23 protein-coding genes are annotated in these 22,577 nt (G+C 34.7%); 16 read left to right on the top strand and 7 right to left on the bottom strand.

Annotation, left to right across the window (positions count from 1 at the left end):
* The first annotated feature begins 34 nt into the window (after positions 1-34).
* From nrdF to MKY90_RS06940, 12 genes are all read left to right on the top strand, one after another.
* Positions 35-1,003, top strand: coding sequence for a class 1b ribonucleoside-diphosphate reductase subunit beta (nrdF, locus tag MKY90_RS06885; protein WP_002011508.1), 969 nt, complete (start codon positions 35-37; stop codon positions 1,001-1,003).
* A gap of 422 nt (positions 1,004-1,425) precedes the next feature.
* Positions 1,426-2,775 (top strand): APC family permease, encoded by a 1,350-nt coding sequence (locus tag MKY90_RS06890; RefSeq protein WP_063219082.1) that lies wholly within the window; start codon positions 1,426-1,428, stop codon positions 2,773-2,775.
* Between the two features lie 403 nt (positions 2,776-3,178).
* Complete coding sequence (locus tag MKY90_RS06895; protein ID WP_002011502.1) at positions 3,179-3,427, top strand: hypothetical protein; 249 nt, start codon at positions 3,179-3,181, stop codon at positions 3,425-3,427.
* Between the two features lie 119 nt (positions 3,428-3,546).
* Positions 3,547-5,676: a sigma 54-interacting transcriptional regulator gene (locus MKY90_RS06900; RefSeq protein WP_063219081.1), complete on the top strand. Its 2,130-nt coding sequence runs from the start codon at positions 3,547-3,549 to the stop codon at positions 5,674-5,676.
* A gap of 269 nt (positions 5,677-5,945) precedes the next feature.
* On the top strand, positions 5,946-7,439 hold the full coding sequence (locus MKY90_RS06905; RefSeq protein WP_063219080.1) for an aldehyde dehydrogenase family protein: 1,494 nt from the start codon (positions 5,946-5,948) through the stop codon (positions 7,437-7,439).
* Positions 7,440-8,813, top strand: coding sequence for a putrescine aminotransferase (locus MKY90_RS06910; RefSeq protein ID WP_002140944.1), 1,374 nt, complete (start codon positions 7,440-7,442; stop codon positions 8,811-8,813). It begins immediately after the preceding gene.
* Between the two features lie 194 nt (positions 8,814-9,007).
* Positions 9,008-9,388, top strand: a complete 381-nt coding sequence (locus tag MKY90_RS06915; protein ID WP_002030586.1) for a GntR family transcriptional regulator — start codon at positions 9,008-9,010, stop codon at positions 9,386-9,388.
* Positions 9,385-10,083 (top strand): ABC transporter ATP-binding protein, encoded by a 699-nt coding sequence (locus MKY90_RS06920; RefSeq protein ID WP_078184155.1) that lies wholly within the window; start codon positions 9,385-9,387, stop codon positions 10,081-10,083. Before MKY90_RS06915 ends, MKY90_RS06920 begins: the two co-directional genes overlap by 4 nt.
* Entirely contained in the window at positions 10,080-10,862 is a 783-nt protein-coding gene (locus MKY90_RS06925) for an ABC transporter permease (protein WP_078184156.1), read from the top strand. The genes MKY90_RS06920 and MKY90_RS06925 overlap by 4 nt, the downstream gene beginning before the upstream one ends.
* Positions 10,863-10,876: 14 nt before the next feature.
* Positions 10,877-11,779: an ABC transporter ATP-binding protein gene (locus MKY90_RS06930; protein ID WP_078184157.1), complete on the top strand. Its 903-nt coding sequence runs from the start codon at positions 10,877-10,879 to the stop codon at positions 11,777-11,779.
* On the top strand, positions 11,779-12,555 hold the full coding sequence (locus MKY90_RS06935; protein ID WP_078184158.1) for an ABC transporter permease: 777 nt from the start codon (positions 11,779-11,781) through the stop codon (positions 12,553-12,555). The genes MKY90_RS06930 and MKY90_RS06935 overlap by 1 nt, the downstream gene beginning before the upstream one ends.
* A 313-nt stretch (positions 12,556-12,868) precedes the next feature.
* Positions 12,869-13,879, top strand: a complete 1,011-nt coding sequence (locus tag MKY90_RS06940; RefSeq protein WP_341090886.1) for a CPBP family intramembrane glutamic endopeptidase — start codon at positions 12,869-12,871, stop codon at positions 13,877-13,879.
* A gap of 29 nt (positions 13,880-13,908) precedes the next feature.
* Here the strand turns inward: MKY90_RS06940 and MKY90_RS06945 are convergent, their stop codons facing one another.
* Positions 13,909-14,091: a DUF3913 family protein gene (locus MKY90_RS06945; RefSeq protein ID WP_000707108.1), complete on the bottom strand. Its 183-nt coding sequence runs from the start codon at positions 14,089-14,091 to the stop codon at positions 13,909-13,911.
* A 100-nt stretch (positions 14,092-14,191) separates the two neighbouring features.
* Positions 14,192-14,644 carry an Lrp/AsnC family transcriptional regulator gene (locus MKY90_RS06950; RefSeq protein ID WP_002030598.1) on the bottom strand — a complete coding sequence of 151 codons (453 nt, stop codon included), beginning with the start codon at positions 14,642-14,644 and terminating at the stop codon, positions 14,192-14,194.
* A gap of 123 nt (positions 14,645-14,767) precedes the next feature.
* On the opposite strand from MKY90_RS06950, the gene MKY90_RS06955 reads away from it, so the two are divergent.
* From MKY90_RS06955 to MKY90_RS06965, 3 genes are all read left to right on the top strand, one after another.
* Positions 14,768-15,181, top strand: coding sequence for a carboxymuconolactone decarboxylase family protein (locus tag MKY90_RS06955; protein ID WP_170935223.1), 414 nt, complete (start codon positions 14,768-14,770; stop codon positions 15,179-15,181).
* Positions 15,182-15,194: 13 nt separating this feature from the next.
* Positions 15,195-15,749 (top strand): cysteine hydrolase family protein, encoded by a 555-nt coding sequence (locus tag MKY90_RS06960; RefSeq protein WP_002126225.1) that lies wholly within the window; start codon positions 15,195-15,197, stop codon positions 15,747-15,749.
* Positions 15,750-15,836: 87 nt separating this feature from the next.
* Positions 15,837-16,235, top strand: a complete 399-nt coding sequence (locus MKY90_RS06965; protein WP_002126226.1) for an SseB family protein — start codon at positions 15,837-15,839, stop codon at positions 16,233-16,235.
* A gap of 27 nt (positions 16,236-16,262) precedes the next feature.
* Here MKY90_RS06965 and MKY90_RS06970 read toward each other — a convergent pair whose 3' ends face one another.
* Complete coding sequence (locus MKY90_RS06970; protein ID WP_002126227.1) at positions 16,263-17,183, bottom strand: S66 peptidase family protein; 921 nt, start codon at positions 17,181-17,183, stop codon at positions 16,263-16,265.
* Between the two features lie 73 nt (positions 17,184-17,256).
* Between MKY90_RS06970 and MKY90_RS06975 the strand changes: the two genes are divergently transcribed.
* Positions 17,257-18,393, top strand: a complete 1,137-nt coding sequence (locus MKY90_RS06975; RefSeq protein WP_341090888.1) for an NAD(P)H-dependent flavin oxidoreductase — start codon at positions 17,257-17,259, stop codon at positions 18,391-18,393.
* 17 nt (positions 18,394-18,410) lie between these two features.
* Here MKY90_RS06975 and dltD read toward each other — a convergent pair whose 3' ends face one another.
* The 4 genes from dltD to dltA form a co-directional block, all read right to left on the bottom strand.
* On the bottom strand, positions 18,411-19,586 hold the full coding sequence (dltD, locus tag MKY90_RS06980; RefSeq protein ID WP_002126231.1) for a D-alanyl-lipoteichoic acid biosynthesis protein DltD: 1,176 nt from the start codon (positions 19,584-19,586) through the stop codon (positions 18,411-18,413).
* The gene (gene dltC, locus MKY90_RS06985) at positions 19,583-19,822 is read right to left on the bottom strand and encodes a D-alanine--poly(phosphoribitol) ligase subunit DltC (RefSeq protein ID WP_002011622.1); all 240 of its coding nucleotides are present in this window, start codon (positions 19,820-19,822) and stop codon (positions 19,583-19,585) included. Before dltC ends, dltD begins: the two co-directional genes overlap by 4 nt.
* Before the next feature lie 70 nt (positions 19,823-19,892).
* Positions 19,893-21,059, bottom strand: a complete 1,167-nt coding sequence (gene dltB / locus MKY90_RS06990; RefSeq protein ID WP_002193254.1) for a D-alanyl-lipoteichoic acid biosynthesis protein DltB — start codon at positions 21,057-21,059, stop codon at positions 19,893-19,895.
* Positions 21,056-22,570 carry a D-alanine--poly(phosphoribitol) ligase subunit DltA gene (gene dltA, locus MKY90_RS06995; protein ID WP_341090890.1) on the bottom strand — a complete coding sequence of 505 codons (1,515 nt, stop codon included), beginning with the start codon at positions 22,568-22,570 and terminating at the stop codon, positions 21,056-21,058. The genes dltB and dltA overlap by 4 nt, the downstream gene beginning before the upstream one ends.
* Positions 22,571-22,577 lie beyond the last annotated feature (7 nt).

Raw genomic sequence — 22,577 nt, forward strand, 5'->3', positions numbered from 1 at the left:
ATTTTTTATGTTTATTTAGAGAAGGGGCGATTTAATGCGTGCGGTAAACTGGAACAAAAAAGAAGATGATTTTAGTTTAATGTTTTGGAAGCAAAACATCGCTCAGTTTTGGACAGAAGAAGAAATCGCAGTGTCTTCTGACAAAAATACTTGGGCACAATTATCAAAAGAAGAGCAAATTGCTTATAAGCGTGTATTAGGTGGTTTAACACTTTTAGATACGAAACAAGGTGGCGAAGGGATGCCTCTTGTACTTGTTCATCTTGAAAATTTACAAGCGAAAAGTGTATTAGCTTTCATGGGCGCTATGGAAGAAGTACATGCGAAGAGTTACAGTCATATTTTCACAACATTAGCTACTGAAGAAGAAATTGATGATATTTTTGAATGGGTAGATAACCATCCATTACTTGAGAAAAAAGCTGGTATTGTTACTAGTTACTATCGTCGCTTATTAAAGCCTGAAGTAACGAAAAAAGAGTTATACATGGCAATGGTAGCAAGTGTGTTCTTAGAAAGTTACTTATTCTATAGTGGATTCTTCTATCCACTTTACTTAGCGGGTCAAGGTAAATTGACGGCAAGTGGTGAGATTATTAACCTAATAATTCGTGACGAGTCAATTCACGGCGTATTCGTTGGTATTTTAGCACAACAAATCTTCACAGAACTTTCTGCAGAAGAGCAACAAGAAGTACAAACGGAAACGCAAGAGTTATTAATGGAACTGTATGAAATTGAATTGGCATATACAGAAGAAATTTACACTTCTATCGGTCTTGTAGAGGATGTAAATCGTTTCGTTCGTTACAATGCGAATAAAGGACTTATGAACTTAGGACTTGAGCCGAAGTTTGAGGAAGAAGAAATTAACCCAATCGTTTTAAATGGTTTACGTACAGATACGAAAAACCATGACTTCTTCTCTGTAAAAGGAAATGGTTACGTAAAAGCAACGAATGTTGAAAAGTTAGCAGACGATGACTTCGTATTCAATTTTTAATATAGTGTTATAGAAAAAGCTGTCTTTATAGAAAAGACAGCTTTTTTGCTATGAATAGTTTACATAATGTTATTATTCCATGGAAATATTTTAATCTTGTAAAAGCCCAATTTTTGAGGAAGTGGGAATGAAAAAACAAGGATTAAAGTTTTATTTTTCATATTTAGTCGTATGAGAGATTGAATAACTTATGTCAAAATGAATAAAAAATGAGAAGAAATGAGGTCTAATTCCACCTATACGTTCTTTTTAATATTGAATTTTTAAACTCTAGAAATTTTGGCTTGAAAATTGCATGAATATTTAAAAAGAAACAAAAAGGGAGGTAATACTCGGTGTGATATACGGTCATTTGAAAACGCTTCCTTTTGATTGTCGATTTTTAAATGGAAATTAGATAGAGAAAATAGGAGGAATGATAGGTGGGGAAAGTAGTTGGTTTAAAACGTTCATTAGGGCTTTGGTCAATTGTTATGCTAGGGGTCGGGTATATGACACCGATGGTTGGATTTGACACATTTGGAATCGTTTCTGAAAAAACGGGTGGTCATGTTCCAGGAGCTTATCTTATTGCATTAGCGGGGATGTTGTTTACCGCTGCAAGCTACGGAAAAATGGTAAAGGCTTTTCCTACCGCAGGATCTGCTTATACGTATACACAGAAGACAATTAGTGCAAGGCTTGGGTTTCTTGTTGGATGGTCCGCGTTATTGGATTATTTGTTTCTACCAATGGTGAACGCACTATTAACGAGAATTTATATGTCAGCATTTTTCCCAAGTGTTCCTAGTTGGGTATGGGTCATTGGCTTTGTTCTCCTGGTTACATTAATAAATATGATTAGCGTAAATGTTACTGCTAATTTCAATACGTTCTTAGTAATATTTCAAGTGTTAGTAATGGCCGTATTTGTTTTTCTAGTTATAAAAGGCTTATTAGCGGGAGAGGGAACAGGAGAAGTTTTTTCCATTCAGCCGTTTTTTCAATCAGATATACAAATATCACCGTTAGTTGCAGGTGCAACAATTCTTTGTTTCTCATTTTTAGGTTTTGATGCAGTAACTACATTTTCAGAAGAGACACCAAACGCCAAAAAAACAATTCCTCGAGCTATTTTTCTTACTGCTTTAATCGGCGGAGTTTTATTCATTACTACAACGTATTTTACACAATCTATTTTTCCAGATACATCTGTATTTAAAAATCAAGAATCAGCATCCCCAGAAATTGCGCTATATGTTGGCGGGAAATTATTTCAAGCTTTCTTTTTAGTAGGAACCCTTATGGGGACACTTGCGTCTGGTTTAGCTTCTCATACAAGTGTATCCAGGTTATTATACGTAATGGGGCGAGATAATGTAATTCCGAAGAAAATATTCGGATACATTCATCCTCGCTGGAGAACCCCAGTATATAATATTATTTTTGTAGGAATTATTTCGCTCTTCGCTATATTCATTGATTTAGAAACAGCAGCATCTCTTATTAACTTCGGAGCGCTTATTGCATTTACATTTGTTAATTTGTCTGTAATTTCTTACTATATAATCAAGCAAAAAAGATATAAGACGATAAAAGATTTCTTAAATTACTTAGTTATGCCTATTTTGGGTGCTGCTACTGTAGCCGTACTATGGTTTAATCTCAATATCCATTCACTTATTTTGGGACTTTGCTGGGCTGCTATTGGAATTGGGTACCTTCTATATGTTACAAATATGTTCCGTTCAGCTCCTCCGCAAATGCATTTTGAAGAAGCACAGGAAATATAAAGTGTGGGGGGTGTTCATCCCCCTCCGATTATTAGCCCTCACCAATCGGGCGTTTACGGGCAGCGGGGCTCCCACCTAACTTCTTTGCTCCAGCCGAATTTTGAGGTGGGAGTTTTACTGCCCACAAATAGCGGGATAAAAAAGAAAAAGACATCGGGAATGAATCCGATGTTTTTTTCTTTGAAGATTGGGCAACCATGCAGTATTGCATAATTCATTCAACGGTTCATAAGGAAGAGAGGCAAGTCTAGGGAGTATGGCTGATAAATGATGATCAATATAGTATTTTCATTTGGCACAATTATTGCTTTGTACAATTAGTAAAAATATAAAAGCGGGGTGTTTTCAGTCACAAAGGTTAGAAGAACAATATTAATAGAATAAAAGAAAGGGATGATTGATTATGTATTATGATATTATTACGAGTCCGTGTTATGGAATAATTGAAAAAGTGTCTATCGATAAGGATTCTCGAATTTATGAATGGGAGCCATTATTCGCTATTAAAGATATGAATGGTAAACTGGAAGTAATTAAGATGGGATGTAGTGGAGAAGTTCAATCTTTAGAAGTAGAAGCGGGAGATAAAGTAATTCCAGGTATGGTATTAGCTTATATTCAAGAAGACCTTTTCGTTAGTGGTAGTGATTAATGATAGAACAATGAGGAAGATGGAGGCGTTCATCTTCCTTTTTTATTTTCAGATTAATTAAAAAAATCTGTATTTAATGATACAATACAAATTATATAGTTCAAAGGAGGAATAGCAGCATGTTTTCCATTGCTCATAAAAAAATTAGACCTATTGTTTCTCTACCTATCGATCAATCTGAAAAGGAATGGAATATAGATGTTGAAAATATAAAAGAATCTTTTCTATTTTTAAAAAGAGAAGAGAAATTATTTGCATACGTTCATGTGAAGGATCTGCTATCAAATAGTAAGGGATTAACTGCTAAGGTATTGCTTTCAAATGCTGTTTCACTAGATACAATATGTCATCTTAGTAAAGATATTTCTTTAACAGCTCTTTTTCAAATTATTGGAGCGCCGATTGCAATAGTAAAAAATGAAATGGATGAGCTAACAGGATATATAAGAAGAGAGGATGTTTTTGCAGAACTATTTAAACAAGAAAATCAGAGTGTTGATATATTAAAAATTATTTTAACGTCTATTCCAATGGGGATTTTTGTAGTAGATCGTGAAAAGAAAATTGTAAATTGCAATGAGTCTGGTTTGAAGATGATTAAATCGACTCCTGAAAAAGTTATGAATGTACCAGCAAAACTGATTTTTAACGAAGAGCACATTAATAACGTATTTACAACGGGAAAAACGATCTTGAATCAATTACAAATCACAAATGAGATGGGTGTATTAGTTGACTATAGTCCAATTCCAAACTTTGATCAAAGTATTGAAGGAATGGTTATTATTGTGCAAGATTTGCCGATGGTCGAGGACATGGCGATGGAAATTGAATATATAAAGGATTTAAATGAAGATTTACATGCAATCTTGTCTAGTATTTATGATGAAATATTAGTTGTTAATCATAAAGGGGAATTAATTCGTTATAGTGAAACTGTTATCAATGATTTTTGGGGGAGTAGTTTGAAAGACCTTTTAGGAAAAAATCTTTTAGAATTAGAAAATAAAGGATTATTCAGTCCTTCTGTTACGCGATTAGTGTTGGAAAAACAAAAAAAGGTATCAGTTGTACAAGAAACAAAAAGCGGAAGAAAAATATTAGCAGTTGGAAACCCTGTATTTAATGAAAACGGAGAGCTTCATCGTATTATTATTGCCTCAAGGGATATTACCGAAGCAACGAGATTGAAGACGGAATTACATGAAATAAAGAAGATATCAGAGCAATATAAGAAGGAGTTAGATGACTTTAAAAATAAAGATCGTTTTCTTAAGAAGCTTATTTACTGTAGTCCGAAAATGGAGCAAATTATTAACCAAGCTAAAAAAATAGCAGATTTTTCTTCCAATGTTCTTATTTCTGGAGAATCTGGCGTCGGAAAAGAAGTAATTGCTCAGGCAATTCATCAACTTGGAAACCGATCTTCAAAGCCATTTTTAAAATTAAATTGTGGTGCAATTCCAGAAACTTTGTTAGAAAGTGAACTATTTGGTTATACGAAAGGTGCTTTTACAGGAGCCGATAAAAATGGAAAAGAAGGATATTTTAAGCGGGCGGATCAAGGTATTTTATTTTTAGATGAAATTGGAGAAATGCCTTTACATTTGCAAGTGAAATTGCTTAGAGTCCTACAGGAACAAGAAGTAATTCCTATTGGAAGTACAATCCCTACGAAAATAAATGTACAAATTATTGCTGCTACAAATAAGAGCCTTGAAAAGATGGTCGAATCTGGAACATTCCGTGAAGATTTGTTTTATCGGCTAAATGTAATTCCACTGCGAGTTCCTTCTTTACGAGAGCGAATGGAAGATGTTCCGGTACTTGCCTTTCATTTCTTACAACAGTTAAATGAAAAATATAATAAAAATTATCATTTAACTCCAGATGCGCTTAGCTTACTAGAGTTTTACTCATGGCCAGGAAATGTACGTGAATTACAAAATATGATTGAACGTTTAGTAGTATCAGCAGACGATCCAGTAATTGAAGCGGAGTTTGTTAGTAAGTTTTTAACAACTGGTTATGACTTTAAAAAATCAAAACCAGCTATTACAAGAGTATTACCATTACAAGAAGCACTACATTCTGTAGAAGAACAATTGATTTTACTTGCAATGAAGCAGTACAAAACAACGACTAAGGCTGCAAAAGCTCTTGGAATCAGCCAATCTTCAGTGAGTCGTAAATATCAAAAAATTGTTAGTGAAAAAGGGATAGCGGCTGATATCATCTCTTATTCCTAAAAAAGGAGAAGGTCACATAGACTTCTCCTTTTTGTGTGCGCTCAGCATGTATATATTCTCTAGGAGTCAAGTCCCGAGTGGTGAAGGCGGTAGCGGAAATGATTAACATTCCGTTTTATGCAAAATGGAATAGTGTATGCGAGAGTGCATAAATTGTTTATTGTTTTTAAGAAAATAGTCAGTTTATGTATGATTCCTTTGGATTTTAAAGATTGGCATGAAAATTGCTTATAAATATATAAATGATCGATGAAGGGGGATTCAATATAGTGCTAGATTTAAAAATGTATGTAAACGGTGAATGGAGAGACTCTAGTGATCAAGAAAAAAGAACGATTATTAACCCTGCGAATGGCAAGGGTATAGCATATGCACCTGAGGGAACGATTGAGGATGCAAAATACGCGATAGAAGTGGCAAGAACGGCTTTCGATAGCGGAATTTGGTCAGCAACACCCACCGCTGAAAGGGCATCATATTTATTTAAAATAGCAGATGAAATTGATAAAAATATGGAAGAATTAGTATACCTTGAAACAATGGATAATGGAAAAACGTACCGTGAGGCAGAAGGAGATATTGGAGATGCAGCGGCTTGTTTTCGCTATTATGCCGGATTGATTACAAAGCCAGATGGTCAAACATATCATGTAGCCGATCCGATGCAAGCGATGGTTGTAAGAGAGCCAGTTGGTGTTTGTGGATTAATTGTTCCATGGAATTATCCGCTATTGATGAGTGTATGGAAAATTGCACCTGCTTTAGCAGCTGGAAATACAATTGTGTTTAAACCTTCTGAAGTGACACCAATCACTGCAACAAAGCTATTCGAAATCCTTGAAAAAGTAGGGCTACCAAAAGGTGTTGCCAATATGGTAATGGGGGCCGGTCCAATAGTAGGAAATGAAATTGCAGCGAGTAATAAAGTGGATATGATTTCCTTTACAGGTGGAACAAAAACAGGTAAGCACATTATGAGAACAGCGGCAGATAATATGAAAAAGATTTCGTTAGAACTTGGAGGGAAATCTCCAAATATTATTTTTGCAGATGCAGATTTTGAGACCGCTATTGATTATGCTCTATTCGGTATTTATGCAGGTAGCGGACAAGTATGTTCAGCTGGATCAAGAATCCTTGTCGAAGAAAATATTTATGATAAATTTGTTAATAGTTTTGTAGAGCGAGCACAGCAAATTAACGTTGGACCTGGTGATAATCCAGAATCAGAAATGGGGCCACTTGTAAGTCAAGAACATATGGAAAAAGTATTACGCTATATTGAAATTGGGAAAGACGAAGGTGCAAACGTTGCTTGCGGAGGTAGACGAATAATGGAGGATGGAAAAGGTGATGGTTTCTTTATTGAACCAACAGTCTTTGTCAATGTAAAACCTGATATGCGCATCGTCCAGGAAGAAATCTTCGGTCCTGTTGTAGTAATTCAAAAGTTTAAAGACGAACAGGAAGCAATTGAGTTGGCAAACGGTACAGACTATGGTTTGGCTGGAGGAGTATTTACAGTCGATGGTGCAAAAGCAATGCGTGTGATTCGCAAACTTCGCGCAGGAATTACGTGGATTAATAGTTATCATCCAACATACAATGAGGCGCCTTGGGGCGGATATAAGCAAAGTGGTATAGGTCGTAGTCTAGGAACGTTTGGTTTAGAAGAATTTCAAGAGATTAAGCAGATTAATATAAATCTAGAAGTAGAACCTATTGGTTGGTTTGCAAATAAAAAAAATGTAGAGGTGAATTAGATGGAAACGAACGTGAAAAATAAATTGAATGAGAAAGAATCAAATGTAAATGAGTATATTACGAAAGTACTACAGTTAATTGAAAAAGAAAAGGTTACTGAAGAAGAGGCAAACTGGATTCAAAAAGAAACAGTAGATGGATTTAGAGAGCATGTAAACCCTGGTTTTCTTGCTTATAGAAAAACAGTAACAAAAGATGGACAATTTGCAGCAGTAGAATGGTCAGATGAAGGATCTTGCTTCATGGATATTAATGGTAAAAAGTATATTGACTGTTTAGGTGGATTTGGAATTTATAATGTTGGTCACCGTAATCCGAAAGTGGTAAAAGCTGTAACGGATCAATTAAAGCGTCAAGCATTGCACAGTCAGGATTTACTAGATCCACTTCGAGCAATGCTTGCAAAGATTTTAGCGGATATTACACCTGGTGATTTGAAATATGCCTTCTTCACAAATAGTGGAACAGAAAGCGTAGAGGCAGCATTAAAACTAGCAAAAATGTATAGTGAACGAACAACTTTCATTGCTACAACGCGTGCTTTCCATGGTAAGAGCCTTGGTGCTTTATCTGGGACGGCAAAAGGAATGTTCCGTAAGCCATTTTTACCATTAATTCCGGGTTTCCGTCATGTTCCGTTTGGCGATATTGATATGATGAGAAAAACATTTGAGACATGTGCATTAGTGGGAGAAGATGTTGCAGCAGTTATTTTAGAACCAATTCAAGGAGAGGGCGGTATTATTTTACCTCCAGAAAATTATTTGAAACAAGTACGAGAGCTTTGTGATGAGTTTGGATCACTCCTTATTTTTGATGAAGTACAAACTGGAATGGGACGTACAGGAAAAATGTTTGCTGCGGAATTATATGATGTCGTGCCGGATATTATTTGTCTTGCGAAGGCGTTTGGTGGAGGTGTAATGCCAGCGGGAGCTATTGTTGCGAAAGAAACAGTATTCAAAAGTTGGTTTGAAAATCCATTTATGCATACAACAACATTTGGAGGAAATCCACTTGCATGTGCTGCTGCAATTGCAACAATCCATGTATTATTGGAAGAGAAATTACCGGAACGAGCTATGGAAGTTGGGGAGTATTTCTTAAATGGATTGAAACAAGCTGCAGAAGGGCACGAAGATAAAATCTTTGAAATTCGTGGTCAAGGTTTAATGATTGGGATTGAATTCCATAAAGACGAGATTGGTTATGAAGTGTCAAAGGCGATGTTTGATCAAGGTATTCTTGTTGCGGGAACATTAATTAACTCAAAAACAATTCGTATTGAACCATCCCTTACAATTAGTTATGAAGAAGTAGATACAGTTATTAATACGTTTAAATCTGTGCTAGCTCAAGTAAAAGTAAAATAAATTTCGCATAAGGTTATATGTGAATTCAAACGATTGAAACTATAATTAGAATAGATTTACCTGTATTTTATTACAGGAAGGCAGTGTAACGAAAAGTTACACTGCCTTTTTATTACATTTTTTGTTGTTGAGTATTTACATATAATTTGTCTTAGTGTACTATTTAACTAACACACTAAGACAGGAGTGGAGAAATGAAAATCGAGTTTTCTCCAAATACACCAATTTACATTCAGGTAATGGAATACATAAAGAAAGAAATTGTAACGGGTCATTTATTGCCTGGCGATAAAATTCCCTCCGTACGTGAATTAGCGAGTGAATTACAAGTAAATCCAAATACGATTCAACGTACATTTCAAGAGTTAGAGCGGGATGGAGTTGTTGTAACACGTAGAGGAATGGGGCGATATGTAACGAATGAAGGGGAGAAAATTATGGAGCTGCGAAAAGATATGGCGAAAGAATTACTTCATTCTTTTATAGATGGAATGGACAATTTAGGTTTTTCAGAAGAAGAAATTCTTACAATCCTTCGTTCTTCATTACATGAGAAAAGGGAGGAGAGCGAATGACAGAGTTATTAAAAATAGAAAATCTATGGAAGCGGTACGGATTAAAAGCAGTGATCCGTGAGTTAAATATAGAGATTACAGAAGGAAAAATCGTTGGGCTTGTTGGAGATAACGGAAGCGGGAAAACGACGTTATTAAAAATGATTGCAGGCCTACAACATCCTTCTGAAGGCAGCATAGTAATTAACGGTAAAAAAGTAGGGCTAGAGACGAAAGAAATCGTTTCATTTATGTCTGATAAGCCAGTCTTTGATGATTGGATGACTGTAAAAGATGCCCTATTTTTCTATCGAGATTTTTATAAAGACTTCGATATTCAAAAAGCAGTAGATACGATTGCAGAATTTAAAATACCATTAGAAGAAAAAATTACAGCATTATCAAAAGGGATGATTGAAAAGCTTCAAATTATTTTAACGTTTTCTCGAAAAGCGAAGTTATATGTACTAGATGAACCACTTGGCGGGATTGATCTTGTTTCTAGAGAACACGTATTGGATCTCATTCTACAATTTTATAGAGGAGATTGTACGATACTAATCTCGACTCACTTAATAAATGAAGTTGAAAATATTTTTGATGAAGTAATCTTTTTAAAAGATGGGGAAATTGTATTGTATGAAAATGTAGAAGAACTTCGTTTTCAGAGAGGAAAAGCAGTTCATGAATTGTTTAAGGAGGTGTTTAGTAAGTGAAGTCAATATTGTCCTATTTGTGGAATGTAAATAAGAAAAGATACATTGTCGCTTTTTTACTTTTTGTGCTAATTGAAGCTGTTTTGTTTTCACAAATGATTGTAAGGAAGAGTGATGCGGCTATCGATAGACAAGAGGGCATATTTGGAATCATTATGATTATATTTATTTTTTATGCCATTTATATGTTTATACAAACAATGAAATCATATTCACGCTTACTGACTAATCCAATGTTACGTCTTACAGCACTATCTGGGAAACAATATGTGTTTTCTATGCTTATCTTCTTTTATATTGTGATGGCTATGTGGTATGGAATAGTTGGGATTCTTTTCTACGTAGGTTATGTATTAGCATTTCCTACGACGTATGTATATATAGATGCAAAAGAGATTTTGCAAGCAGGCATTATTAATAATTTAATATATACAATGAGTGATTTATTTGAGTTTTTATTTGCGGTGTTACAAATTTTATTAGTAGTTACTTTAGTTAAATTGCTGACTAAAAAGAAAAAGGCACAAAATATACTAATAGTAATTATTTCTTTAGTAATAAATATAGCCTTTACTTTAGTCTCCGTATTGTTAGGGAAATTAATCCCAACTTTCCAATGGTTGCGGAGAGATGAATATAAGAGTGAAAGCGGAAATCTGCTTATAGATATGTTTAATAATAATGGGTTTAATGCTCTTAATATAAGTTTTATGCTAATTGTTAGTATTTTAATCGTTTATTTAATCGCTTATATTATCGACAAAAAACTAGAAGTTTAAAGGAGGAATCATCATTGGGAAATGTAGTAGTGAAATTAGAAAATGTCCGAAAAAAAATCGGTAGAACAGAAATTATTCGGGGCTTATCATTTGAGGTTCGTGAAGGAGAGGTATACGGATTCCTTGGACCGAACGGTAGCGGTAAGACGACGACAATTCGTATGATGACAGGTCTTATTTCTATGACAGAAGGCGATATTACAATTTGTGGTCATAGTATTCGCACAGAGCGTGAAAAGGCGCTAGAGCAAATTGGAGCGATTGTAGAAAATCCCGAGCTATATGATTATATGACTGGAATGCAAAATTTAAAGCATTTTGCGAACATGGCGATTAACCCAATTAGTAAAGAGCGCATCGCTGAAATTGTGAAGCTTGTTGAAATGGAGCATGCAATCCATAAAAAGGTGAAAACATATTCACTTGGTATGAAACAACGTTTAGGAATCGCACAGGCATTACTTCATCAACCGAAAATTTTAATTTTAGATGAACCGACAAATGGATTAGATCCAGCTGGTATTCGACAAATTCGTGATTATTTGCAGCGATTAGCGAAAGAAGAAAATATTGCGGTCATTGTATCAAGTCATTTATTAAGTGAGATTGAATTAATGTGTGATCGCGTCGTTATTATTAAACAAGGTGAGTTTGTACAAGAGTACAACTTGCATGAACAAGCGAAACATGATGAGAAGGTAGTTGTAGTGTTTGAAGTAGATGAAGTTCAGAAAGCGAATGAAATTATTAAAGGTAAAGCACAAGGTAATGTAATCATGGCATCCGTAACAAAAGAAGAAATTCCACAGCTTGTAAGAAAACTTGTGCATGATGATGTGCTTGTATATGGCGTTACTGTTCAAAATAAAACGTTAGAGGATGAGTTCTTAGCGATTACAGGGGGAGTGAAGGCGTAATGTTTAAATTAATTCAAAATGAATTTTTAAAGTTACATGCGAAGAAAGGTATGTATATTTTGATTGGTATAATTGCGACACTCGAAATTTTAGGGAATTTAGCAATGTTGAAGTGGGGAAAAGGTGATGAGTTTAAGGGATCGTATTTAGATTATGCAAACTCAGAGAGTTTCGTAATTTTGTTATTTGCAACGATTTTTGGGATTACACTTGCAACTCGTACTCTTACTGATGAGTTCCAAAAAGGTACAATTAAACAATTGTTAATTCGTCCAAGAAAACGACTCACAGTTTTATTTTCTAAATATATTACTGTGTTATTAGCAATGTTATTTATCGTATTTGTGGGTATGTTAATTGGAATGATTATTGGTAGTATTTTTATGGATGGTAGTAAAACAGATTTAACGTTAGGAATTGTTTTAAAAACGATGTTATATCAGCTTGTATCACCATTTTTCTTTGCAACACTTGCCTTTTTCTTAGCAAATATATTTAGAAAATCCGTTTTACCATTAATTATTACGCTGTTTTTATATTTCTTAAAATCGGCAATGATGATGGCACTTATGATGTTTGCAAAAGGTGTAGCGAAGTTTGTAGTATTCTTCCATTTAGATTTAAGAGCTTACGACAGTAATAAATTGGTAAGCGGTGGAATGGAACCACCATTTGCAGAATTTACGTTTACAACTTCATTATTACTTGTAGTTGCATACTTTGCTGTATTACTTGTAGCATCAAGTGTATTATTCCAAAAACGTGACGTATTATAATCGAAAAAATCCCCGTGTTAACGGGGATTTTTATTAACCAGCTTTTTTGATTTATGTAGCTTTTAAGTGTGGCAGATACATATTTACTTAGGAACATAATTGTAACTAAGTTGAAGAAAATTGATATGGTATATCAAATAGGATCGTTATTATATAATTTAATACGTATATTATTCGGAATAAAGTGAGAAAAATAGGAAGATTTTCAACTATATTCATATTATAATTTAGTTATCCGGCCATTTGTGGAGAAGGTCTACCCATAAAATACTGAATAAAGTTTCACTTTATATCATCTCTGGAGGTGTTCCATATGCAACATGCATTTTCACGTATAAGGCTACGTAGTTTTTTTGGATGGATGATTATAGGGATGTTCCTGACGATGATTCCATTAAGGTTATCAGGTGCTTCTGACAATACGATAGAGTTACTGTCACAAATATCAATATTTTTTGCATTTCCACTATTGTGGCTATATTTAAAAACAAGTAAAAATAATGTTGTTTTTAAAAGCTTTTTTGATAAGCCTGGACGTTTACATTGGGGGTTAATTGTATTAGCAACGATAATGGGAATGATTTTTGCAGTCGGTATATCCCAAATTCAATTTTATATTTTAGCACATACTGTACCTAATTTCTTAGTTACCATGTTAGAAGATGGAAATGTAATTAATACGAGTATATACATGACGATATTTACTTTCATTTCAGCATGTGTATTAGCCCCAATAATGGAAGAGGTTATTTTTAGAGGTTTTTTCTTGCAGCGAATGGCGTACAAATGGGGGATTAAACGAGCGGTTATTATATCCTCTCTTATTTTTGGACTAGGACATTTTGATGTTATCGGTGCTTTCATGTTCGGTGTTATTATGTGCCTTCTATACATAAAGACAAAAAATATATGGACGAATATTGCTGTGCATGCTCTAAATAATTTGATTGCAACGAGTATGCAATTTGTAGGTGGAGATGGAAGTGACGCAATCTCGATTACTGAATTACAAGCACAAAGTAATTTATGGATCGGCATTGGTCTTGTGATTATCGGTTTATTATGGTTCATTCCTTTTACTTGGAACCAATGGCGTACAGTAAAAGAAGTTGGTGTGCCACCGATTCGTTTCATAAATGAAGAAAAAGTAGTGAATACATCAGAAGAAAATGAAATATATAGCCAAGTGATAGTAACAGATAGATTGATGGCTGTAGAACTACCTGATGAAGCTGTAAATAAGCTTCGGTTAGAGGAAAATGATTATGTAACAGTTTCTGTAGAAGAAGATAAAATTGTTATAAAGAAAGCGCATAATAGATAATTAAAAAGTAGCTCCTAAAGAGCTACTTTTTAATTTGTAATAATCTCTACACGAAAATTATTACCGTTCTTTACATATTTAATATCTGTAACGATCCGAACGGTTTTTAGAAGTTCAACTTTTTCACCAATTCGAGGGATGGTCGGAACATTGTCCCAAATACCAAGCAAGTCATCTAATTGTGCCGTTTTTTCATAAAACCAGATTTTCAATGTAAAGCCCCTTTCTCGAACTTTATGTATTTTAATACATGATATATCATTTTTATTCTTAATGTAAGGGGTTTTTACTCTTTTTGTGAATAAAGATGAATTAAACTTCTGGGAATATATGTTCAATGTCCGGAGTAAGAGCTACTTCTGATAATACGATATGAGAAACTGTCGTTGCATATGAAGAAACATCATTGATAAATTCTTCAAGTTCAACGAGTGAAGGAACAGAGATTTTTACAATGTAGCATAAGCTTCCTGTTACTCGGTAACAAAAACTTGCAGATGGATAAGACTGAATAAACTGTTGCATACGTGTTGTATCACCATTTTTTAAAGTGATTTCTAAAATACAATCTAAAACAAGTCCTGCTTTTTTATAATTGATATCGATTGTGTATTTTTGAATAATCCCCTCACTTTCAAGTTTACGTACACGTTCTGTAGTAGACGGAGCCGATAAGTTTACCCGTTTTGCTAATTCACGCATCGAAAGGCGGCTATCATTATATAATTCATTTAAAATTTTTCGATCAACACGGTCTAATTGCATTTGTAAATATACCTCCAGTAAAATGATAATTTTTGTAAAGAAAAATTTAAAATTAAGATTCATATGAAATGTAAAGTGAACTTTATTTATTTTACAATAAAAAAGAAGGAAATAGGAGGGGAAATGATGGAGAGAATTACATTATCAAATGTAGGAGATACAAAGTTTCAAAAATTATTAGGTCATAATCCAGATATATTAAATTCGTGGAGTACGTTAGAGAATACACTGTATAGTACAGGGGCCCTTTCCGTAGAGTTAAAGGAGCAAGTAAGAAGAACATTAGCGTTTGGGAATGAATGTCCGTACTGTATGGCAAAGGGAAAGCCGGATGATATACAAAAAATAGAAGAAATTAGCGTAGCCGTTACTTTTGCACATGCATTTGTTCATGACCAAAAGGCGATAGATGATAATATGTTTCATATATTAAAACAATATTGGACTGAAAAAGAAATTGTAGAGCTTTGTGCCTATATTTGTTTTATTACTGCTTCACAGCAACTTGGTTTTCTGTTTCAATTACAGCCCAATTAATTAGGAGGATATTATGCTTAATCAAGCAGCACTTATAATCATTGATGTACAGGAAGCATTCAACTTACCATACTGGGGCGTGAGGAATAACCTTTTGGCGGAAGAAAATATGAAAAGTTTGTTAGAAGAATGGAGAAAAAGAAAACTACCAGTTTTTCATATTCAACATGTAAATAAAGAAAATGTTCAATCGATGTTTTATCAACATGCGGAAACGGTAAACTTTAAAGAAGAAGTGCAACCAATGCCAGATGAAATAATTATCCAGAAATCCGTTAATAGCGCGTTCATTGGGACAAATTTGGAAGAACAATTAAGAGAACAAAATTGTAATACGGTAGTGATTGTAGGATTAACAACAAATCATTGTGTGGAGACTACAACACGGATGGCAGGTAATTTAGGGCTTACAACGTATTTAGTGAGCGATGCGACGGCTACATTCAATCGTAAAGGTCTGGACGGGACAGAGTATAGTGCAGAGGACATTCACAATATGACACTTGTAAACTTACATGATGAATTTGCCAAAATCGTTACGACTGAAGGTGTTTTAAAATTATTTTAAGAAAATAATTGTGGAATTATGTAGAAAAAAATAAGAATATTTCGTATAATCTAAGTATAATCATTTTGAAAATAGGGGTGGCATCATATGGAGCAAATTCCAGTAAAGAAAATAGAAGAAGTACTCGTTTTAGCAGGAGATGATAAACAAAAGCAAAAGGAATTTTATGAATTGCTCTTATCAACGGAGTTTTATGTTGCTGGTTCACTTGAAGCAGAAGACGGGGCAACGGAAGGAACACTTCGTTTGCGTCATTTCCAAGGAGAGGGTAGATGGATCGTTCCGTTCTTTACACAATTGAAATTTGTAAAAGATGTGTTGCCAGAAGGTACACCCCTTATTACGATACGTGGAAAAGAATTATTGGGTAGCATCGAGAAAGATGCGACAGCTGTATTAAATGTTGGAACAGATATGAGTAAAACATTTATTCCAGAAGAAATTGCAGAGATAGCATCAGGACGAATCTTTAATTATTATAAGTAAAAGGAAAAGCTTAGCAGCTTTTCCTTTTTAATTTGAACATGGAGTGGCTATACCAGAAGAAATAGAAACAGTTTTGTTAGTTGTATTTATTGTTGCTGTAGCTCCGAGGGGAATACCGATATTTGGACTTATATGTCCAATCGGTAAACCGAATAACACAGGTATATTATATGGCTTGAAATATTCATATAATATTGTTTGCAATGATTGAGATGGCTTAGAAGGGTTGCAGTCGTGACAACTTGTAAAAATAACGCCGCTGCATTCATTAAACTGTCCAGATAAAAGTAGTTGATTTAACATCCGGTCAATGCGGTACGGTTCTTCACCAATATCTTCAAGCAATAAAAGTTTATTTGACGTATTTATCTCATAGGGCGAGCCAATTATACTTGTTAACACAGTTAAATTCCCTCCAACTAATGTGCCTGTAACTGTACATGGAGAGGTAGGTACGATACATTCTGATGCATATAAGATAGATGAATACGGATGGAATAGTTGATTGAAAGAAGATAAAGAGAGAGAATCTATACCTTTTCCTAATTCTTCAATCATTGGACCATGAAAAGTAACCAGCTCCGCATAACGTGAAAAGGCAGTATGTAAAGCCGTAATATCACTATATCCCCAAAAAATCTTTGGATTCCGTTGAATGATTTCATATTGAATGTAAGGGAGGAGACGAGCGCTGCCGTAACCACCTCGTGCACAAAAGACTGCTTTGACCTCAGTATTTGTAAATGCTTCATGTATATCATCAAGACGAACTTGATCACTTCCAGCTAAATATCCATATTTTTCATAAACACTCTTTCCAATTATTACGGATAATCCCATCTCTTGTAATACGTTCACACCTTTTAATATATTCTCAAGTGTTGGTGGGCCAGACGGTGCAATAATCATTACTGTATCACCTTTTTGCAAAGCATTTGGATAAATCATTGTTCTCAGCCTCCTTCTCTTTCAATATATTCGCTTGAGCGAAAGTTCAATCCTTGTAAAAGAAGGAGAAAGCATGTCATATAAAGAAGGTATAGGGAAAGTAGGAGGGAAAATGATGTTTACAAGTCGAGTAATAGATATATTACAAATTAAGTATCCGATCATTCAAGCAGGTATGGCAGGAGCGATTACAACGTCAGAACTTGTTGCAGCTGTGAGTAATAGCGGAGGATTAGGTACGCTTGGAGCAGGGTATATGAGCCCAGAACAAATCCGTGAAGCGATTTATAAAATAAGGGAACTAACAAATAAGCCTTTCGGTGTTAATTTACTTTTAACGAAAGAGATACAGATAGAAGAAGAGAAGGTAAACGAGGCGAAAGCATTACTTAGTGGAGTGAATAGAGAATTAGGTATAGAGGAAGAAAAGACTTTAAAACTTCCAAAAAGCTATAAAGAACAATTACAAGTATTATTAGAGGAAAAGGTACCAGTCGTTAGTTTTGCATTTCAAACGTTAGAAAAAGAAGAAATAGATGATTTGAAAAAGGAAGGGATAAAAGTTATCGGAACAGCTACCCATGTAGCGGAAGCGAAAGCACTTGCTAAGTTAGGGGTAGATATTATTGTCGGGCAAGGTAGCGAGGCAGGAGGGCATAGAGGAACGTTTATTGGGAAAGAACAAGATGCGATGATTGGTACATTTGCATTAATCCCGCAATTAGTAGCGGAAGTACCTCATATCCCGATTGTTGCAGCAGGTGGTGTAATGAATGGGCAAGGGCTTGTTGCGGCATTTGCGTTAGGGGCAGAAGCTGTTCAAATGGGATCAGCCTTTTTAACGAGTGAAGAAAGTATTACGCATGACGTGTATAAAGAGGCGATTTTACATAGTACAGATACGAGTACAACGGTAACCCGTGCGTTTTCCGGGAAATATGCACGGGGTATTCGTAATGAATTTATAGAGAAACATGAAGGAAGAGAAGAGAATTTACCGATGTATCCAGTGCAAAACGTATTAACTTCAAAAATACGTCAAGAAGCAGCGAAGCAAAATAAGGAAGAGTATATGTCGCTTTGGGTGGGACAAGCATCATCATTAGCACGAACGGAATCAGCTCAGCACGTAGTGAAACGTGTCATGAAAGAAGCAGAGAACGTAATTGAACAATTACAAGATGTATATAAAAAAAGACCACTTGAATAATTCAAGCGGTCTTTTCGTTAGTTTGCTTTATAAAATTGTTGGATAGCTTCGTCGATGTAAACCCAGCCTTTCCAACCTAAGTGCATATGATCTTTTAAGAAGTACTTATCATATTCATGATTTGAGAAATCAGCAATTGGATAGCCAGCTTGCTTAATTTGCTCATGAACTTTATTGTAGTATAATTCGCGTTTTTCTTTCGGGAAGCCAGCGTAATCATACCAAGGACCTTTTACAGGAACAGAAATGAAGAGCGGTTTTGCGCCAGATTGTTTTAATAAATCAAGTACAATTTGTAAATCTTCATATTCTGGTGATTGGTCATAAGCATCATTTTTTAAGTAACCTTCACGTTGTTTTAATTTCTTCTTAATTTTGCTATTGAAGTAATCATCTTCGATGCCATATTCGTTAGAGCTTGATTCTACTGCACCTGTTTGATCAGCATGCTTACGAGCTTCTTCCCAGTTCATTTGTTTCAATGATGGATCAAGCTGTTCTTTATGCGGCTTAATATTAAACATAACTGTAAATAAATCTTTACGATCTAGAATGTTACGATAAATATAAGCGAAAGGTTTAGCAGCAAGTGCTTTTACTTTATACTTTGTATCATCGTAGGCGATACCTTCAAGCGAAATTTTTAATAAAGTTTCTTTTTTAACAATCTCAAAGTTTAATAAGCGTTTTGCAATTTGTTTTTTCATTTCAGGTTTTAAATCATCGTTGAAAATGAAGTGGTAACCTTGTTGTTTTGAAAAGTTAGGTGCAAAGTGTGTCTCATCAATACCTTGTGGTACAAACCATTGCGGAGAAAGAACGAATATCATTTTCTTATCTTTCAATTGATCCATTGTAGATGTGAAGTTTAATACATGTACAAGGTCTTGTGTTCCACCGCGCCCAAGTAGGAATGGTGTGAATCCTTCAGGCTTTACTTTGAAATAATTCGATGGATGGAAAGCATCCATACGTGCGAATTCCGATGAACCGTACATCGGAAGATATTTCGGGTCTGCTAACATCTTTTGCTGTAAAATCATACTTTGAATCTTTTCTTCTTTTAAAGAAGTCGCAGCTTGTTCTACTTTCTCATCACTTAAAAGTGGGAGTAGGAAGCGCGTAGGAATAAGTAAGAATACAGCAAAAAGGGCCAATGCTAAAAGCATCGGACCAAATTTCACTTTGTTCATCGGATTTCTTCTAACTTTTTAATAACCATATTTGGTGTAGCCCACTCATCGCGGTCAAAATCAGAAATAGAAACTTCAATCTCTAAACGCTCTTGGAATTCTACTAATAAAGATACTACAGCGAAAGAATCAAGAATACCTTCTTCAAATAATTGAACATCTAAGTTTTCTTTCACAATATCGTTTTCACATACTTCTTCTAAAATATCTAATACTTGCTCTTTGAATTCTGCCATTTTTAAAATCTCCTTTATATCCGAAATATATTATATATGTGCAACTTCTTAATAGTATAAGAAGGGTGCATTAAAAGTATCTGTTAAGGTGTCCAGAGAAGATCAGGAAACCGAAACATACAACGTGGAACGTAATTACAATCGCAAGGACGTGTGTAAATTTATTGTTTGGCCAAAACTTATGCTTCTTGTTTTTTCGTTCGAAAATATCGAATAAGATAAACAAGGCAGCGTGATAAAGACCATAAATAATGTATTGATACACATGCTCACCAGTAATATGCCATATTCCCATGATGAAAAAGTTTAAAAATGCACCGATATACGAAATTGTGTAACGGTTTTTAATTAACTTTTTCTTCGTTGCGAAAAAGACGAAACGCATGTAAATAAAGTCACGGAACCAGAATGATAAACTCATATGCCAGCGGTTCCAGAAGTCTTTAATGTTACGACTAATGAATGGTTTATTAAAGTTTTCTGGAGTTTTAATTCCCATCATATAACTTACACCAATTACAAATGAGCTATAACCAGCAAAGTCAAAGAATAAATATAAGCTATAGCTATACATGTAAATCATATTTGATAGGATTGTATCTTGCTGAGCGAATGCCGGATCCATAAAATATTGCTTTATTAAGTAAGCAATAATAAATTTATACAAGAAACCTTGGAAAATACGGTTTAGCCCTGTATATAGTAAATTTTGATATTCTTCTACACTAGGTGGCTTTTGAATATCTTTTTGGAATCTGCGGTAACGATCGATAGGTCCCGTTGAGATAGCTGGGAAGAATAAAACGAATTCCCAGAAATTAAAGAAGGAAAGTTCTTTAATTAAGTTATCACGAACTTCAAATACCATTTGTACTGCTCTAAATGTTACATAGGACATTCCTAAAAATACAACAAACTTTAGCTCAGGTACAAACGGTGCAATTTTTGCTAAAACAAGCGGTAAAATCGACAAAATAACAGCCATATAAAACCTAAATGTACTATTATTTTGTTTTCTTAACATTAAATAGCCTTTAATAAGGGCATATTGCCAAATAATAAATGCGGCTAACATGATTGCTTGCTTCGGTTTATCAGAGAAGATAATAACGAGCATTACTAATGTTAAAACGGCATTATATTTACGCAACATTTTACCTTTTAATCCAGCTATGATAGTAGGTATTAATAAAATGCCTACTATAGCGAAAAAATAAAATGATCCATATGCGGTCATGCTGTAACCTCACTCAATAATTTTTTGCGATCTACCTTTCCATTTGGTGTCATTGGAATAGAAGATTGATACATGAATTTACGTGGAATCATGTAATTTGGTAATCGCTCATTGAGTTCTTTTTTGATTGCAGATGTTAATTTGAATTCTTTTTCAAACGAATGCTCTCCAGGAACAACAACCGCTAATAAGTAATCATATTTTTCACCTTTTTTAATTGGAACAACAACTGCACCTTCTACGTAAGAACACGCGCGAAGATGATGTTCGATTTCTTCTAATTCCATTCGATAACCATGAAGCTTAATTTGGAAATCAAGACGACCATTATAGAATAGAAGACCATTTTCTACATAGCCAGCATCACCTGTTTTATAGGCACGCTCACCATCAATCATGGTAAATACTTTTTCTGTTAATTCAGGGCTTCCTAAATAGCCAACGCTTACGCTTGGACCGACAATTACGATTTCACCTTTTTCACCGTCAGGTGCAATTGTACCATCTTCTTTCATAATAAGAAGGCGACAGTCTGATTTACAGTAGCCAACTGGAAGTGATTTGTATTGATCAAGCACTTCTTCTGTAACGTGAATGCCTGTTACAGCAACAGTAGCTTCTGTTGGACCGTACGTATTCATAATTGCTGCTTTCGGGAAACGCTCAATTAATTTTCTAGCTACTTCATTTGGTAACACTTCACCGCAGAATAAGAATGTTTTCATGTTTGGTAGCATACTTTCAGAGAAAGAGGCTTCCATTAAACACATTTCTGCGAAAGATGGTGTCGAAGTCCATACTTGTATATCCGATTGCTCTAAAGAAGCAAACAAGTCTTTTGGACGTGCAATCATATCTTTATCGATTGCCCAAAGTGTACCACCTGTTACTAACGATGGGTAAATATCCATTACAGATAAATCGAATGAGAAAGGTGCTTGGTTTAAGAATACTTGCCCTGTTTGTAAGTTGAAATCTTCTACAGCCCATTTTGTAAAGCTAACAAGACAGTTATAAGTAATCTGAACCCCTTTCGGATTACCTGTACTTCCTGATGTGTAAATAATGTAGAAGTTCTCATCACCTTTTACCGCATGTTTAGGATTTGGAATGTTCCCTTTATGAGTAAAGAAAATATCTTTTAAGTTGTCTTCACTTACGATACGAACTGGTAAATCAGTTACAGTTACTTCAGTTCCTGATAAAAGTAATTTCGCACCAGAATTTTCAGCGATACGTTGTACGCGATCAGCTGGGATAGATAAATCTACAGGAATGTAAGCATGTCCAGCTTTTACACAACCTAAAAAGTTAATAATCATTTCAGGTTGCATATGGCCATAAACCATAATTGGTGAACGATCATCTGGATACTCAGAAGAAATCCAATGTGCTAACGCATCAGAATCTTCCTTTAATTGTTTGTACGTAATTTTCGCATCTCGCCAAACAAAAGCGGTTTGATCAGGCGTTTCTACAGCCCACTTTTCAATTTGTTCTAATAACTTCATAACGTTC

Origin of the sequence: Bacillus sp. FSL P2-0099 (assembly GCF_038007445.1) — a bacterium.
Lineage (GTDB): Bacteria > Bacillota > Bacilli > Bacillales > Bacillaceae_G > Bacillus_A > Bacillus_A mycoides.

What these genes read in the sequence shown, in the direction of transcription:
- dltB (WP_002193254.1), bottom strand. Translation starts at nt 21,059, where the DNA reads ATGACCGCATATGGATCATTTTATTTTTTCGCTATAGTAGGCATTTTA.
- MKY90_RS06910 (WP_002140944.1), top strand. Translation starts at nt 7,440, where the DNA reads ATGGAAACGAACGTGAAAAATAAATTGAATGAGAAAGAATCAAATGTA.
- MKY90_RS06965 (WP_002126226.1), top strand. Translation starts at nt 15,837, where the DNA reads ATGGAGCAAATTCCAGTAAAGAAAATAGAAGAAGTACTCGTTTTAGCA.
- MKY90_RS06975 (WP_341090888.1), top strand. Translation starts at nt 17,257, where the DNA reads ATGTCATATAAAGAAGGTATAGGGAAAGTAGGAGGGAAAATGATGTTT.
- MKY90_RS06955 (WP_170935223.1), top strand. Translation starts at nt 14,768, where the DNA reads ATGATGGAGAGAATTACATTATCAAATGTAGGAGATACAAAGTTTCAA.
- MKY90_RS06960 (WP_002126225.1), top strand. Translation starts at nt 15,195, where the DNA reads ATGCTTAATCAAGCAGCACTTATAATCATTGATGTACAGGAAGCATTC.
- MKY90_RS06915 (WP_002030586.1), top strand. Translation starts at nt 9,008, where the DNA reads ATGAAAATCGAGTTTTCTCCAAATACACCAATTTACATTCAGGTAATG.
- dltD (WP_002126231.1), bottom strand. Translation starts at nt 19,586, where the DNA reads ATGAACAAAGTGAAATTTGGTCCGATGCTTTTAGCATTGGCCCTTTTT.
- MKY90_RS06920 (WP_078184155.1), top strand. Translation starts at nt 9,385, where the DNA reads ATGACAGAGTTATTAAAAATAGAAAATCTATGGAAGCGGTACGGATTA.
- MKY90_RS06940 (WP_341090886.1), top strand. Translation starts at nt 12,869, where the DNA reads ATGCAACATGCATTTTCACGTATAAGGCTACGTAGTTTTTTTGGATGG.
- MKY90_RS06935 (WP_078184158.1), top strand. Translation starts at nt 11,779, where the DNA reads ATGTTTAAATTAATTCAAAATGAATTTTTAAAGTTACATGCGAAGAAA.
- MKY90_RS06895 (WP_002011502.1), top strand. Translation starts at nt 3,179, where the DNA reads ATGTATTATGATATTATTACGAGTCCGTGTTATGGAATAATTGAAAAA.
- MKY90_RS06950 (WP_002030598.1), bottom strand. Translation starts at nt 14,644, where the DNA reads ATGCAATTAGACCGTGTTGATCGAAAAATTTTAAATGAATTATATAAT.
- dltA (WP_341090890.1), bottom strand. Translation starts at nt 22,570, where the DNA reads ATGAAGTTATTAGAACAAATTGAAAAGTGGGCTGTAGAAACGCCTGAT.
- dltC (WP_002011622.1), bottom strand. Translation starts at nt 19,822, where the DNA reads ATGGCAGAATTCAAAGAGCAAGTATTAGATATTTTAGAAGAAGTATGT.
- nrdF (WP_002011508.1), top strand. Translation starts at nt 35, where the DNA reads ATGCGTGCGGTAAACTGGAACAAAAAAGAAGATGATTTTAGTTTAATG.
- MKY90_RS06900 (WP_063219081.1), top strand. Translation starts at nt 3,547, where the DNA reads ATGTTTTCCATTGCTCATAAAAAAATTAGACCTATTGTTTCTCTACCT.
- MKY90_RS06970 (WP_002126227.1), bottom strand. Translation starts at nt 17,183, where the DNA reads ATGATTTATCCAAATGCTTTGCAAAAAGGTGATACAGTAATGATTATT.